The sequence below is a fragment of the Pseudomonas sp. LARHCG127 genome, from assembly GCF_052871455.1.
Window position 1 is genome coordinate 306669 of the sequence record NZ_JBIXJT010000009.1, and the last position, 13668, is coordinate 320336.

A 13668-nucleotide genomic window follows, 5' to 3' on the forward strand; every position below is an offset into this window, starting at 1 on the left:
CGGGCTAGGCGCTGATGGCCAACCCATGCCGCCGATGATGCACGCTCAATTGATCCTTGATCAGCCGCAGCACCTTGGCCTCGTGCTCATGAATGAAGAAGTGCCCGCCCGCCAGCATGTCGACCGAGAAGCTGCCCGTGGTTTCCTGGCGCCAGCCCATCAGTTGCTCCGTGGTGGCCTTGTCGGCCGTGCCGCCGAATACATGCACCGGGCACTTGAGCAGCGGACGTTGCCGTGGCTGGAAACGGCCGCACAGCAAAAAGTCGGCCCGCAGGATCGGCAGGGTCAGGTCCATCAGCTCTTCATTGGCCAGTATCTCCTCGCTCGTACCATTGAGGGTGCGCAGTTGCTCGATCAACTCAGCGTCGGTTTTCGCCTTGGCGAAACCGCGGTCATAGTCGGCGCGCATCGTCGGCGCCGCGGTGCCGGAGGCAAACAGCGCCACCGGTTCCGGGCTGCCAAGCTCACGCAGGGCATGGGCGATTTCGCAGGCCAGCAGCGCGCCCAGGCTGTGGCCGAACAAGGCGTACGGGGCCTGGAGCGTCGGGTGCAGCTCCCGCGCCAGTTGCATCGCCAACGGGCCCATGTCGGTGTGCAGCGGCTCGTCGAAGCGCGCACCGCGCCCCGGCAATTCCACCGGTTGCACGTGCAGCCATTGCGGCAACGTGCGCCGCCAGCGGCTATACACCATCGCGCTGGCGCCGGAATAAGGCAGGCACAGCAGGGTCAGTTGGGTCACTGCGGTTTTCTCCGATCGGTCGTGTAGGGAAGATAACGAAATCCTAACCCATGGAATTAGTCAAAACCGTGACGTTCGCCACGAGATGCCTGCCCCTTCTGGGTGTAAGGCATGTGAGAGCGAGGCATGTGGGAGCAAGGCTTGCCCGCGATGAACGATAACGCGGCTCATCTTCCCACACGACCTTATACTGGCGACATCTCGATCACTGCACCGCACAGGAGAACGCCATGGGTTGGTCCGCCAAGCAATATGTCACCTTCGAACAGGAACGCACCCGTCCGTCCCGGGACCTGCTCGCCGCCATTCCTCCCGTGGAGGCGCGCACGGTGATCGACCTGGGATGCGGCCCGGGCAACTCCACCGAACTGTTGGTGGAACATTTCAGCGGCGCCACGGTACGCGGCCTGGACAGTTCCAGCGACATGGTCGACGCCGCACGCAAGCGCTTGCCCGCCGTAACATTCGATACGGCCGACATTGGCCAATGGGATGAACCTGGGCCGTTCGACGTGATCTTCGCCAACGCGGTGCTGCAATGGCTGCCCGACCACGCGACCCTGCTGCCCTCGCTGATGGGCAAACTCGCCCCCGGCGGCAGCCTGGCGATCCAGATGCCCGACAACCTGCACCAGCCCTCCCACCGCTTGATGCGGGAAATCGCCGCCAACGGGCCTTGGGCCAGCCAACTGGCCGCGGCGGCTGATTCGCGTACCGAGATGGCGGATGCCAGCGCCTATTACGCGATCCTCAAGCCCCACTGCAGCCGCGTCGATGTGTGGCGCACCACCTACCATCACCCCTTGGCCGGCGGTGCCGCAGGCGTGGTGGAATGGTTCAAGGGCAGCGCCTTGCGGCCGTTTCTCGAGCCGCTGGACGAGACACAGCGCGAGCAATACCTGGCGCAGTATCTCAAGGCGATCGAACAGGCTTACCCAGCACAGGACGATGGAACGGTGCTGCTGCCGTTTCCCCGGCTGTTCATGGTCGCGACGCGATAGGGCGAGGGTCGATGACGCAGCGACAGGGCCTAAATTTCTGATCCGGGCCCTCGTTACCTGCTAAGACCAAAAACCCGCAAGAGTGACCGCCGTGGACCTGCACACCATCCTGGGCAAGCTGTTCGCCAATGCCGGCGCCGTTGGTATCGAAGGCGTCTTCCAATTCGTGTTCGGCCCGCACCAGGCGTACTGGTCCGAGGTCAAGGCCAGCAGCCGCACCGAGGCGGGCCGCCACACCAGCCCCGACGTGACCATCGAGGTGGCGGAGAAGGACTTCCTCGGGATCATGGCCGGCATGGCCAATGTCGAAGAACTGTTCGCCAGCGGTCGCCTGAAAATCGGCGGCAACATGGGCCTGGCGACGTTGCTGCCGCAGATCATCGACCATGCCCGGCATGGCGGTGGCGTGGTGGAAAAGGTTGACATGAACAAGCGCTACCCGACCCCGCCGCGCTTCAGCGAAAAACTCACCGCCAGCCTGCCGACCCAACGCAGCGTGGAACGGCGGCCCCGCGGTGGGCTGTCGGTGCAGGAATTCCGCGCCCGGTACCTGCCCCACGGCATTCCGCTGGTCATCAGCGATGCCTTGCAGGACTGGCCGTTGTTCAAGCTCAGCCGCGAAGAATCCCTGGTGCATTTCGCCGAGCTGCAAGGCATCACCCGTCATGGCGACTACGTGAAGAAGACCTTCTCCACCGAGCGGGATTTTCGCTCCACGTCCATGGCCGACTTTATCGCTTCCCTCGACAGCCCGGCGGCCAAGGGTGCCGACGGTGAACCACCGGCCTACATGGGCAACAACATCCTGCCGGCGCAGCTAATGGAGCAGATCAAGTACCCGCCCTACTTCGACCCGTCGTTGTTCATCCCACCGCGTATCTGGATCGGCCCCAAGGGCACCCTGACGCCCCTGCATCGCGACGACACCGACAATCTGTTCGCCCAGGTCTGGGGCCAGAAAACCTTCACCCTCGCCGCGCCTCATCATCGCGAAGCCTTGGGCACCTGGTCCACGGCGCCCCAAGGCGGGCTGGACGGCTGCGATTTCAACCCGGACGCGCCGGACTACCAACGCTTCCCCCAGGCCCGTGACGTGACCTTCCTGCGCGTGACGCTGGAGGCTGGGGATTTGCTGTTTTTGCCGGAGGGCTGGTTTCACCAGGTGGAGTCGGTGTCGACGTCGTTGTCGGTGAATTTCTGGGTGAATTCGGGACGGGGGTGGTAACAGCGGCCCTGCGGCAGGCGGCCTTTTGTGGCGAGGGAGCTTGCTCCCGCTGGGCTGCGAAGCGGCCCCAAAACCTGACGCCTCGAACATTCAGGTAGATTGAGCTCATTGCCTTTTGGGGCTGCTGCGCAGCCCAGCGGGAGCAAGCTCCCTCGCCACATGTCTTGTGTTGTACATCTGTTGATGTGTTCCGTTCATTGTGAATGACCGCCTCACCCAACTGAACTCCACCCACCTCAAACCAGTCAGCAGGTAAGGCCCTCAACTCAAGGTGCTAGACCATGCAGATATCCCTCGCCCGACAGGTTGCCCTGGTCACCGGCGCCAGCTCCGGCATTGGCGCAGGCGCGGCCAAGGCGTTGGCAGATGCGGGTGCCGCCGTGGTGCTCAACTACCATTCCAACGCCGAGCCGGCGCAAGAACTGGCCCGTGAAATCAACGCCAACGGCGGCCGCGCCATCGCCGTGGGGGCCGACGTATCGAAGGAACAGGAGGTCGAGCACCTGTTCGCCCAAGCCCTCGATGCCTTTGGCACACTGGACATCCTGGTGGCCAATTCCGGTTTGCAAAAAGACGCCGCCGCCGTCGATATGAGCCTGGAAGACTGGAACACCGTGATCGGCACCAACCTCACCGGCCAGTTCCTTTGCGCCCGCGCCGCCCTGCGAATCTTCAATCGCCAGGGCATTCGCCAGGGCGTGTCCCGGGCCGCCGGCAAGATCATCCACATGAGCTCGGTGCACCAGCGCATACCCTGGGCCGGCCACGTCAATTACGCCGCGTCCAAGGGTGGTGTCGATCTGCTGATGCAGAGCCTGGCCCAGGAAACCAGCCACCAGCGCATCCGCATCAACAGCATCGCTCCCGGCGCCATCCGCACGGCCATCAACCGCGAAGCCACCGAGGGCGAGCAGGAGCAGAAACTGCTGGAGCTGATTCCTTACGGTCGCGTCGGCGATGTCGAGGACGTCGCCAATGCGGTGGTCTGGCTGGCCTCGGACTGGTCCGATTATGTGGTGGGCACCACGCTGTTCATCGATGGCGGGATGAGCCTTTATCCGGGGTTTCGCGGCAATGGCTGACCATGACGAACCGCAAAGCCCCATCGAGAACCACGGCATCATCGGCGACATGCGCAGCGCAGCGCTGGTCAACGACCGGGGCAGCGTCGATTTCTTCTGCTGGCCGGAATTCGATAGCCCGTCGATCTTCTGTTCCCTGCTCGATACTCCGGAGGCGGGCATTTTCCAACTCGCGCCTGACCTGCCGAACGCCCGTCGGCAACAGATCTACCTGCCCGACACCAACGTATTGCAAACCCGTTGGCTGAGCGACGGCGCTGTGGTGGAGATCACCGACCTGCTGCCCATCGGCGACAGCGAAGACGATTTGCCGGTGCTGATGCGCAAGGTCCACATGACCGTCGGCAGTGCGACGTTTCGCCTGCGCTGCGCGGTGCGGCATGACTACGCCCGGGCCGCGACGACCGCGAGCCAGGACGGCAGCCACATTTGCTTCAGCGCGCCGGGGCATCCGAGCCTGCGTTTATGCGGCGATCAGCCCATGACGCTGGACGGCAACGTCGCCGTGGCCGAGTTCACCCTGGAACAGGGCCAGCGCGCCGAATTCCTGCTGGGCGGCATCGACGACCCGCGCCTGCAGGACGATGCCAGCGCGATGTGCCTGGAGCGGACCCTGGCGTTCTGGCGCGGCTGGATCGGCCAATCCAATTATCGCGGGCGCTGGCGCGAAGTGGTCAACCGCTCGGCCCTGGCGCTGAAACTGCTGACCTCGCGCAAACACGGCGCCATCCTCGCCGCCGCCACCTTCGGCCTGCCGGAAACCCGCGGGGGCGAGCGCAACTGGGATTACCGCTACACCTGGATCCGCGACGCTTCGTTCACGGTCTACGCGTTCATGCGCCTGGGTTTCGTCGACGAAGCCAATGCCTACATGCGCTGGCTGCGGGGCCGAGTCAGCGATTGCTGCGACCAGCCGACCAAACTCAACATCCTCTATGGCCTGGACGGCAGGCAGGAACTGCCGGAAACCGAGCTGCCGCACTTGAGCGGCTTCGGCAATGCGCAACCGGTGCGCATCGGCAACCTGGCTTACCAGCAAGTGCAATTGGATATTTTCGGCGAGCTGATGGACGCGGTGTACCTGGTCAACAAATACGGCGAAGCCATTTCCCATCAAGGTTGGAAACACACCGTCGAGGTGATCGACCAGGTATGCACTGTCTGGCAGGACAAGGACGTGGGCATCTGGGAAATGCGCGGCGACAAACAGCATTTCCTGCACTCGCGGCTGATGTGCTGGGTCGCCGTCGACCGCGCCATCCGCCTGGCCGAAAAACGCTCCCTGCCCGCCCCGTTCGCCCGCTGGGACGAGACCCGCCAGGCCATTTACCAGGACATCTGGACCCACTTCTGGAACGACGAACACCAGCACTTCATCCAGCGCCTGGGCAGCACCGCTCTGGACGGTTCAATGCTGTTGATGCCTTTGGTGCGTTTCGTCAGCGCCCGCGACCCGCGCTGGCTGTCGACACTCGATGCCATCGAAAAAAGCCTGGTGCGCGACGGCATGGTCTACCGCTACCGCAACGACGACAGCCCCATCGACGGCCTCAGCGGCACCGAAGGCTCCTTCGCCGCCTGCTCGTTCTGGTACGTCGAATGCCTGGCCCGCGCCGGCCGCGTGGAAAAAGCCCAGCTGGAATTCGAACAACTGCTGCGCTACGCCAACCCGCTGGGGTTGTACGCCGAAGAGTTCGACAGCCACGGCTACCACCTGGGCAATACTCCCCAGGCCCTGACCCACCTGGCGCTGATCAGTGCGGCGAGCTTCCTGGACCGCAAGTTGAGTGGCGAGAAGAATCATTGGCAGCCGTGAGCTGAATGGCCCTTCAGACTGGGCGAGCTTGCTCCCGCTGGGTTGCGAAGCGACCCCAAGATTTTGCGCCTGCTGCGCAGTCGAGCGGGAGCAAGCTCCCTCGCCACAGGGAAAGTGGTGGGCTGGCTATTGTGTTGAGTCGGCCAGTTCGAGGTCATCCAACGCTCGGTTGGCTAGCAACCTGGCCAGTTCGATCAACTGCTGAATCCCCAACGCAACATGGCGCCGAGAACCTTCCAACTCGAACCCCAGGTCACTGACCAGCGCATCGGCCGAAGCCAGGGTTTCGCTGAGGGTGGTCAGCACCGATTCGGTGTTGAGGCCGGGAACCACGGTGAAAACCTGGCCGTCCTGGGTGTCGGGCTTGGGTGGGGCGGGAGGAGACAAGTGAACGTTCAGCGCCCGGTCGGCGGCTTCACGGAGTTTTTGTGTATCGAAGGTGGTGTAGGCAGAGAGGTTTTCGGCTCCATGACGATTGATCTTGTCCATTGTGAAACTCCTAGCTTGAAAAATGAGTTCACCGACCTCGCTACGAAAAAGGCTGAGGTTGGCGCGTATGCGCCTGACATTGGACGGGTGACCAAACCCGGTCGCTGATTTTGCAGCGACGGGCAAAGCCTATCCCCACCCCTTCCGAACCGGCAACCGACGTGAGTCGCCAGAAAATTCCGGTTCACCTATTTTTTTGTAGGAACACAACCCCGTGGCGAGGGAGCTTGCTCCCGCTCGACTGCGCAGCAGGCGCAAAAATCTTCCAGCCTCCAAAAAACAGCGTCCGGTATGGGGTCGCTTCGCAACCTAGCGGGAGCAAGCTCCCTCGCCACAGAAGCAATCACCGCAAGTCACCCATTTAGCGTTACACCCCGTTTCGAGTTGCCAGCCCCGCCAACCCCTCCTAAGATCGACGCTCTCACGGGTGCAGCGGAGCTGCCCGATAAAAACCCGACTCAAGGACCTGACATGACCCATATCAAACGCCCCATCACCACCCCACCCCGAACAGGCCTGACCCGCGAAGACCTCTGGGAAGGTCACGACCGGGGCTTGATCAAGTGCTGGGAAATCGGCCGCGATCGTTCGGTGAAGTTTCCCGAACTGGCGCAACGCTGTCTGGCCGGGGAGTTGCCGGTGCTGGGGTGGAAAGGTGGCGTCAGCCGCAGCCTGAAGAAAAACGAAAAATTCGGTTGCCTCAAATACCTCGCCCAATGGCAGGGCCTGCGCGGTGAAGACCTGGACATCGACCTGACCCAGGAGCGCACCCTGACCTGTTCCAGCACGAACATGATTGTGACGTTCACGCCGGATCGGGCCAAATACGTCAACCAGGAACCTGCCTGAACACAACCGCACACTGCCGGAGGCCGACATGAACCTTGAGCCCAGGATCAACTTCGCCGTCACGCCGTTACTGCGCATTGCCTACGAAGAACACGGCCCCGCCAGCGGCGACCCGATCATCCTGCTGCACGGTTTTCCTTACGATCCCAGGGCGTTCGATGAAGTCGCGCCGGCCCTGGCCCAGCGTGGCTACCGGGTCATCGTGCCCTACCTGCGCGGCTACGGCCCGACCCGTTTCAACAATCCGGCCATCCTGCGCTCCGGCCAGCAAGCCGCCCTGGCCCAGGACCTGCTGGACCTGATGGACGCACTCTCCATCCCCCAAGCGGCGCTGTGTGGCTACGACTGGGGCGGTCGGGCGGCGTGTATCGTCGCGGCACTGTGGCCCGAGCGCGTGCGCTGCCTGGTGACCGGCGATGGCTACAACCTGCAGGACATTCCGCGCTCCAGGCAACCGCTGGACCCGGAAACCGAACATCGGCTGTGGTACCAGTACTACTTCCACACGGCCCGGGGTGTCGAGGGCCTGACCCAGAACCGGCGCGAGCTGTGTGGCTTGCTTTGGCGCCTGTGGTCGCCGACCTGGAAACGTGGCGCCGAACTGTACCCCCTCAGCGCCGCGTCGTTCGACAACCCGGACTTCGTCGATGTGGTGATCCACTCCTACCGCCATCGCTTCATGTACGCACCGGGCGATCCGACGCTGGAGTGGATGGAGGAAAAACTGACGGCGCAACCGGCCATCAGCGTGCCGAGCATTTCCCTGTGCGGCGCCGATGATGGCGTGGGGCCTGCTGCGGAACACGATGAAGACATTGCGCATTTCACGGGTTTTTATGAGCGCCGAGTGCTCGCCGGTGTCGGCCACAACATTCCCCAGGAAGCTCCCGAGGCCACGCTCAAGGCGTTGTTGGATCTGCTTGAGGGCTGACGGCGAACCGCTCGCGATAGGCCTGGGGCGTCACGCCCATGGCCCGTAGGAAACTTCGGCGCAAGGTTTCCTCGCTGCCAAAACCACATTGCACCGCCACCCGTTTGATTGACACCGCGGTGTCGGACAACAAACGGCGCGCGGTTTCCACGCGAATCAACTCGACGGCCCGCGCCGGGGTCTGGCCGGTGTCGGCGCGGTAGTGACGCACAAAGCTGCGCTCGCTCATGCCCACCTCGGCGGCCAGGCTCGACAGGCCAAGGTCACGGGTGAGGTTTTCGGCGATCCAGGCGTGCAGGTCATCGAACCGACTGCCCTGTTTTTGCAGCGACAACGTCACGCTGAACTGCGATTGCCCGCCAGGACGCTTGAGGAACACCACCAGTTGGCGGGCGACCTCCAGCGCCACCGCGCGGCCCAAGTCCTCCTCGACCAGCGCCAGGGCCAGGTCGATGCCGGCCGTCACCCCGGCCGAGGTCCAGACCGGACCGTCGTTGATAAAAATCGGGTTGGGTTCGACCCGCAATTGCGGATGTTGCTCGGCCAATTGCTCGCAGCGAGTCCAGTGCGTCACCACGCGCCGTCCGTCCAGCCAACCGCTGGCGGCCAGCAGGAACGCTCCGGTGCACACCGACGCCACCCTTCGCGAACGCAGGCCGTGCGCCTTGATCCAGGCCACCAGCGCCGGATCTTTCGCCGCTTCGTACACGCCCCAGCCACCAGCAATCAGCAACGTGTCGCTGCCCTCGCTCGGCAGCGGCTCGGCCATCAGCGCCAACCCCGCGGAGGACATCACCGCCCCGCCACCCACCGCGATGACCGTCGGCGTATAAGGCAGCGGCAGGCCTTGCTGGCGAGCCAAATCGTTGGCCGAGGCAAACACCTGCAAGGGCCCGGTGACATCCAGCACTTGCACGTTGGCGAAGGCCAGGACATGAACGGTTTTCGGTGGGTTGGGCATATTGGCGTGATTCGTGGGCTTATTGGCGTATACGCCAGAGCCTACGGATCTAAAGTAAAACCGTCCACCCCTCGGGCATCATCCAAAGGAGAACGCGACATGACGTTGCAGATCGGTTTGCTGTTATTCCCCCAAGTCCAGCAGTTGGACCTGACCGGCCCTTATGACGTATTGGCCTCGTTGCCAGATGTGAAGGTCCACCTGATCTGGAAGGACCTGGCCCCGGTCACCGCGAGTACCGGGCTGGTGCTGCTGCCCACCACCACGTTCGAGGACTGCCCGAAGCTCGATGTGATCTGCGTCCCCGGCGGGACCGGCGTCGGGCCGCTGATGGAAGACGAGCAGACGCTGGCCTTCGTCAGGCGGCAAGCCGCCGACGCGAAATACATCACCTCGGTGTGCACCGGTGCGTTGGTGCTCGGTGCGGCAGGCCTGTTGCAAGGCAAGCGCGCCACCACTCACTGGGCCTATCACAGCCTGTTGCTAACCCTGGGCGCGACGCCGGTCAAGGACCGCGTGGTCCGCGACGGCAACCTGCTCACCGGGGGTGGCATCACGGCCGGGATCGATTTTGCCCTGACCCTGGCGGCCGAACTGTTCGACCAGGACACCGCCGAGCTGGTCCAACTGCAGCTCGAATACGCCCCTGCCCCGCCGTTTACCGCCGGCAGCCCGGACACCGCGCCGACGCGCGTCCTGGAAGAAGCCCAACGGCGTGCGGCCGAGTCGTTCCGGGTGCGCTCGCAGATCACCCAGCGTGCTGCGGCGCGGTTGGAACTGGCGTAACGATAATCACCAAAGCCGGCGCACAGACGATGTCGGGTTGGACACAACCTTGAGGCAGTCCCATTGTGGCGAGGGAGCTTGCTCCCGCTCGACTGCGCAGCAGTCGCAAAATCCTGGGGTCGCTTCGCAACCCAGCGGGAGCAAGCACGCGAGCCCCAAAGGGTTTCCTTGTCGGTTCAACTCGACTCAGAACGGACTGGCAGTGGGTCGCACAATCAGTTCGCTGACGTCCACATCCGCCGGCTGTTCGATGGCATAGGCGATCGCCCGGGCGATGGCTTCGGCCGGAATGGCGATCCGGCGAAACTCACGCATTTCGGCACGCCCCCCTTCATCGGAAATGCTCTCGGCCAGTTCCGACTCGGTCACGCCGGGGGAAATCACCGTCACGCGCACATCACCTCCGACTTCCTGGCGCAAGCCCTCGGAAATCGCCCGCACGGCGTATTTGGTGGCGCAATACACAGCGGCCGTCGGGCTGACGGCGTAGGCACCGATGGATGCGATATTGATGAACTGCCCGCTACGTTGGCGCTGCATCAGCGGCAGGCCGGCGGCGATGCCGTGAAGCACGCCGCGGATATTGACGTCGATCATACGGTCCCACTCCTCGACTTTCAGCGCCTCGAGTTTGGAGAGCGGCATGACCCCGGCGTTGTTGATGATCACGTCGACCCGACCGAACCGTTCGACAGCGAAGTCAATCAGGCTCTGGACGTCATCGCGGCGGCTCACGTCCACGGATTTGCAGGCCGCCTGCTGGCCGGCGGCTTCGAGTTCCTGCACCAGCGCTTGCAAACGATCGATACGCCGGGCGCCGAGTACGACACGAGCACCGCGAGCCGCGAGCAACCGCGCCGCCGCTTCACCAATCCCGCTGCTGGCGCCGGTGATGACCACGACTTTGTTTTGAATATCGGACATGATGGTTTCCTCGTCTGGACGTGTTGGCCCCCGGGGTGGGAGCGTTTTGACAGGTCCAGATTAGGCAACCGACCTTTGCCTGGGTTAGTCGGATCCTCCTGCGCACTTGCACGATCCTGTAGCGATAAATCCGACTCTGGCCGGCAACCGCGCAATCGGTTTTACTAGCGCGGTCCACTCATTTGGCCTGGGAGATTGATCGGCATGTCGGTATCCACGTCCATCCATATGGCGTCAGACGACGGCGTTAGTCAGCGTCGCGCCGAACTGGCGAGCCTGATGATGCGCTTCGCTCCGGACTTCGGCGTCCATCCCACGGCCATCGAGGCCTTGCACCTGATCCGCAGCGACGAACCAACCGAAGCCCTGCACACCGTGCACAAACCTGGTTTGTGCGTGATTGTCGAAGGGCGCAAGGAAGTGCGCCTGGCGGACGAATGCTACGTGTATGACCCGCTCAATTACCTCGTCGTCTCGGTGACCCTGCCGTTGGCCGGCCAGGTGATTGAAGCCAGTCCCGAGCGCCCCTACCTGTGCATCCGCCTCGACATCGATCCGGCACAGATCTGTCGCCTGATTGCCGACGCCAGTCCCATCGGCGTGCCGGCCGAAAGAACCGGACGTGGGCTGTTCCTGGATCGCATCGATGCGCCATTGCTGGACGCGGTGTTGCGCTTGCTGCGGCTGCTGGACAGCCCGGACGATATCGCCACGCTCGCGCCGCTGGCCCAACAGGAGATTTTCTACCGGCTGCTGCGTGGCGCCCAAGGCCGGCGCTTGCACGATATCGCCATTCCCGACACCCAGACCCATCGCATCAGTCGCGCCATCGAGTGGCTCAATAGTCATTACGCCGAGCCGCTGAGCATCGACAGCCTGGCACAAATGATCAACCTCAGCCCTTCGGCCCTGCATCACCGCTTCAAGGCCGTGACCGCCATGAGCCCCCTGCAATATCAGAAACAGCTGCGCCTGCAAGAGGCCCGCCGGTTGTTGTTGGCGGAGAGCAGCGATGTTTCGTCAATCGGCTACAAGATGGGGTATGAAAGTCCTTCGCAGTTCAGCCGCGAATACAGCCGTCTATTTGGCGCCTCGCCGAGCAAGGACATCGCTCGTTTGCGTGCCCAGGCGCTGCAAGCCAGTGGCGCTTGACCCTGCGTTTGGCACATCAGGCTACTTTTTCACAGACGAAAAAAAACCCGCCTAAGCGGGTTTTTTGAGGACCAATTTGACTCCCTGTCCGGCATTCCATGCCTGGTCCAATCATCCATGACCCTGAGCACTCCCTGTACCCAGTGGATGAACATAGATTAGGCCTGCCGGTGTCCTGGGAAAAGACGAGAAAGCAGCAACGCCGTGTAAGCGTTTCGCTATAGAACCCTTTGACACGTTCCAGCAGACGAAAAAAAACCCGCCGAAGCGGGTTTTTCCAAGACCATTACGACTCCCTGTCGATAGCTAATCCTTGCATGGTCGATCGTCCCTGATCCTGAGCACTTCCTGTGCTTCAGTGGATGAGTCCAGATTACGCCTCGGATCCAAAACGAAATAGACGACATAGCTACCATCTCGTGTAAGACATTCGCTATACCTGCCCTTCCGAAAACCCTTAGCTCCACCAGCCGTTCGATCTCAAGCCTTGTTCAGGAAGGTTTCAATATTGGCCATTTGCTCATCCCAGCCACGGCTGTCCATGCGAAAAGCCTTGAGTCGGCGAGCCTCTGGGATGTTGTTGAAACCTGACTCCACGACTTTGAGCAAGGTACCGCCATCCATGTCCTCAAGTTCGAATAACACACGGGTCTCAGACTCCTGGGAATAATCCACCTGGGGTTCGACTGCGTAAGGATGCCAGCGAAACGAGAACACTCGCTCGGGTTCCACCCGCTCCACCGCGACGTCCCAGATAAGGTGCTCGTAACCTGGGTAAGTGATTTGCCCCTGGGTACGCTCACCTGCTACAAACCGTTTCCCCTCAAGGGCGACACCAAACCACTGGCCGAAGGCTTCGGCATTGGCCAGGGCGCGCCAGACTTGGGAGCGCGGGGCCTTGAGCAGGATCTTTCGTTCAATGCGGTCGGATGAATGCATGTGTCACCTCCTGTGTTTCAACAGTAGGCTTGTAAGACCACAAGGCCAACCGGAAAGTTGTATCAGAGAGTTGTTTAGCGCTGCCGGCGTTAAAACTGTATGGAGCGTTGTAAACTCCCCCGGCGTTTTCCACCCCTCAAGGAGAGACCCGACATGTCCCCACGCTGGCTTCTGGCCCTGACACCGTTGCTTTTTGTCGCTGTTGCCAAGGCCGACGACTGCGCCAACGCCATCACCCAAGGCGAAATGAACCAGTGCGCAGCCAAGGAAAGCAAGGCCGCCGACCACGAGCTGAACAGCTTGTACAAGCAGATCACCGCACGCCTGAAGGACAATCCCGACGCCAAGAACATGCTGGTCAAGGCACAGCGTGCCTGGATAGGCTTCCGTGACGCCGAATGTGAATTCTCCGCCTCTGGCGTCGAGGGCGGCAGCGTCTATCCGCTGATCTATGACAATTGCATCACCACCCAGACTAAAGCCCGGGTCGAGGCATTCAAGACCTATCTCAAGTGCAAGGAGGGGGATCTGAGCTGCCCCGTACCCGAGGCTTGATAGCCAGGAAGTAAAAAAGGATGACCTCTGCAGGTCATCCTTTTTTTGGTCAGCGTTTTTATCGCGGGCAACACAAAACCCCTACCTGCATTAGCAGATAGGGGTTTCGGAATTTAATCTTGACGATGACCTACTCTCACATGGGGAAACCCCACACTACCATCGGCGATGCATCGTTTCACTGCTGAGTTCGGGATGGGATCAGGTGGTTCCAATGCT

At 62.2% G+C, this 13668-nt stretch carries 14 protein-coding genes and 1 rRNA gene; 9 read left to right on the forward strand and 6 right to left on the reverse strand.

Annotated elements, in window-relative coordinates:
* Positions 1-4: 4 nt before the first annotated feature.
* The gene (locus ACIPQ1_RS17735) at positions 5-739 is read right to left on the reverse strand and encodes a thioesterase II family protein (protein ID WP_250963130.1); all 735 of its coding nucleotides are present in this window, start codon (positions 737-739) and stop codon (positions 5-7) included.
* Between the two features lie 230 nt (positions 740-969).
* Here ACIPQ1_RS17735 and tam point away from each other — a divergent pair, with 230 nt between their 5' ends.
* The 4 genes from tam (at position 970) to ACIPQ1_RS17755 (ending at position 5863) form a co-directional block, all read left to right on the forward strand.
* Positions 970-1740, forward strand: a complete 771-nt coding sequence (gene tam, locus ACIPQ1_RS17740) for a trans-aconitate 2-methyltransferase (RefSeq protein ID WP_411385214.1) — start codon at positions 970-972, stop codon at positions 1738-1740.
* A gap of 91 nt (positions 1741-1831) precedes the next feature.
* Complete coding sequence (locus tag ACIPQ1_RS17745; protein ID WP_446534525.1) at positions 1832-2965, forward strand: cupin-like domain-containing protein; 1134 nt, start codon at positions 1832-1834, stop codon at positions 2963-2965.
* A 281-nt stretch (positions 2966-3246) separates the two neighbouring features.
* Positions 3247-4047: an SDR family oxidoreductase gene (locus ACIPQ1_RS17750; RefSeq protein WP_446534526.1), complete on the forward strand. Its 801-nt coding sequence runs from the start codon at positions 3247-3249 to the stop codon at positions 4045-4047.
* A complete protein-coding gene (locus ACIPQ1_RS17755) occupies positions 4040-5863 on the forward strand; it encodes a glycoside hydrolase family 15 protein (RefSeq protein ID WP_446534527.1) in 1824 nt (607 codons plus the stop codon). Before ACIPQ1_RS17750 ends, ACIPQ1_RS17755 begins: the two co-directional genes overlap by 8 nt.
* A 126-nt stretch (positions 5864-5989) precedes the next feature.
* Here the strand turns inward: ACIPQ1_RS17755 and ACIPQ1_RS17760 are convergent, their stop codons facing one another.
* On the reverse strand, positions 5990-6352 hold the full coding sequence (locus ACIPQ1_RS17760) for a DUF6124 family protein (RefSeq protein ID WP_446534528.1): 363 nt from the start codon (positions 6350-6352) through the stop codon (positions 5990-5992).
* Positions 6353-6823: 471 nt separating this feature from the next.
* Between ACIPQ1_RS17760 and ACIPQ1_RS17765 the strand changes: the two genes are divergently transcribed.
* Both ACIPQ1_RS17765 and ACIPQ1_RS17770 read left to right on the forward strand, forming a co-directional pair.
* Positions 6824-7201, forward strand: coding sequence for a hypothetical protein (locus ACIPQ1_RS17765; protein WP_446534529.1), 378 nt, complete (start codon positions 6824-6826; stop codon positions 7199-7201).
* A 28-nt stretch (positions 7202-7229) separates the two neighbouring features.
* Positions 7230-8132 (forward strand): alpha/beta fold hydrolase, encoded by a 903-nt coding sequence (locus tag ACIPQ1_RS17770; RefSeq protein WP_446534530.1) that lies wholly within the window; start codon positions 7230-7232, stop codon positions 8130-8132.
* Here ACIPQ1_RS17770 and ACIPQ1_RS17775 read toward each other — a convergent pair.
* Positions 8101-9093 (reverse strand): GlxA family transcriptional regulator, encoded by a 993-nt coding sequence (locus tag ACIPQ1_RS17775; RefSeq protein ID WP_411385219.1) that lies wholly within the window; start codon positions 9091-9093, stop codon positions 8101-8103. The genes ACIPQ1_RS17770 and ACIPQ1_RS17775 overlap by 32 nt on opposite strands.
* Positions 9094-9192: 99 nt before the next feature.
* On the opposite strand from ACIPQ1_RS17775, the gene inhA reads away from it, so the two are divergent.
* Positions 9193-9879, forward strand: a complete 687-nt coding sequence (inhA, locus tag ACIPQ1_RS17780; RefSeq protein ID WP_250963121.1) for an isonitrile hydratase — start codon at positions 9193-9195, stop codon at positions 9877-9879.
* A gap of 186 nt (positions 9880-10065) precedes the next feature.
* Here the strand turns inward: inhA and ACIPQ1_RS17785 are convergent, their stop codons facing one another.
* Positions 10066-10803 (reverse strand): SDR family oxidoreductase, encoded by a 738-nt coding sequence (locus ACIPQ1_RS17785; RefSeq protein WP_411385220.1) that lies wholly within the window; start codon positions 10801-10803, stop codon positions 10066-10068.
* 204 nt (positions 10804-11007) lie between these two features.
* Here ACIPQ1_RS17785 and ACIPQ1_RS17790 point away from each other — a divergent pair, with 204 nt between their 5' ends.
* Positions 11008-11955: an AraC family transcriptional regulator N-terminal domain-containing protein gene (locus ACIPQ1_RS17790; protein ID WP_446534531.1), complete on the forward strand. Its 948-nt coding sequence runs from the start codon at positions 11008-11010 to the stop codon at positions 11953-11955.
* Positions 11956-12435: 480 nt separating this feature from the next.
* Here ACIPQ1_RS17790 and ACIPQ1_RS17795 read toward each other — a convergent pair whose 3' ends face one another.
* Positions 12436-12894: an SRPBCC family protein gene (locus ACIPQ1_RS17795; RefSeq protein ID WP_250963118.1), complete on the reverse strand. Its 459-nt coding sequence runs from the start codon at positions 12892-12894 to the stop codon at positions 12436-12438.
* Positions 12895-13047: 153 nt separating this feature from the next.
* Between ACIPQ1_RS17795 and ACIPQ1_RS17800 the strand changes: the two genes are divergently transcribed.
* On the forward strand, positions 13048-13449 hold the full coding sequence (locus ACIPQ1_RS17800; protein WP_250963117.1) for a lysozyme inhibitor LprI family protein: 402 nt from the start codon (positions 13048-13050) through the stop codon (positions 13447-13449).
* A gap of 117 nt (positions 13450-13566) precedes the next feature.
* Here ACIPQ1_RS17800 and rrf read toward each other — a convergent pair.
* Positions 13567-13668, reverse strand: a 5S ribosomal RNA gene (gene rrf / locus ACIPQ1_RS17805); the annotation flags it as partial.

What these genes read in the sequence shown, in the direction of transcription:
- ACIPQ1_RS17755 (WP_446534527.1), top strand. Translation starts at nt 4,040, where the DNA reads ATGGCTGACCATGACGAACCGCAAAGCCCCATCGAGAACCACGGCATC.
- ACIPQ1_RS17760 (WP_446534528.1), bottom strand. Translation starts at nt 6,352, where the DNA reads ATGGACAAGATCAATCGTCATGGAGCCGAAAACCTCTCTGCCTACACC.
- ACIPQ1_RS17795 (WP_250963118.1), bottom strand. Translation starts at nt 12,894, where the DNA reads ATGCATTCATCCGACCGCATTGAACGAAAGATCCTGCTCAAGGCCCCG.
- ACIPQ1_RS17775 (WP_411385219.1), bottom strand. Translation starts at nt 9,093, where the DNA reads ATGCCCAACCCACCGAAAACCGTTCATGTCCTGGCCTTCGCCAACGTG.
- ACIPQ1_RS17765 (WP_446534529.1), top strand. Translation starts at nt 6,824, where the DNA reads ATGACCCATATCAAACGCCCCATCACCACCCCACCCCGAACAGGCCTG.
- ACIPQ1_RS17770 (WP_446534530.1), top strand. Translation starts at nt 7,230, where the DNA reads ATGAACCTTGAGCCCAGGATCAACTTCGCCGTCACGCCGTTACTGCGC.
- ACIPQ1_RS17750 (WP_446534526.1), top strand. Translation starts at nt 3,247, where the DNA reads ATGCAGATATCCCTCGCCCGACAGGTTGCCCTGGTCACCGGCGCCAGC.
- ACIPQ1_RS17790 (WP_446534531.1), top strand. Translation starts at nt 11,008, where the DNA reads ATGTCGGTATCCACGTCCATCCATATGGCGTCAGACGACGGCGTTAGT.
- inhA (WP_250963121.1), top strand. Translation starts at nt 9,193, where the DNA reads ATGACGTTGCAGATCGGTTTGCTGTTATTCCCCCAAGTCCAGCAGTTG.
- ACIPQ1_RS17785 (WP_411385220.1), bottom strand. Translation starts at nt 10,803, where the DNA reads ATGTCCGATATTCAAAACAAAGTCGTGGTCATCACCGGCGCCAGCAGC.
- ACIPQ1_RS17800 (WP_250963117.1), top strand. Translation starts at nt 13,048, where the DNA reads ATGTCCCCACGCTGGCTTCTGGCCCTGACACCGTTGCTTTTTGTCGCT.
- tam (WP_411385214.1), top strand. Translation starts at nt 970, where the DNA reads ATGGGTTGGTCCGCCAAGCAATATGTCACCTTCGAACAGGAACGCACC.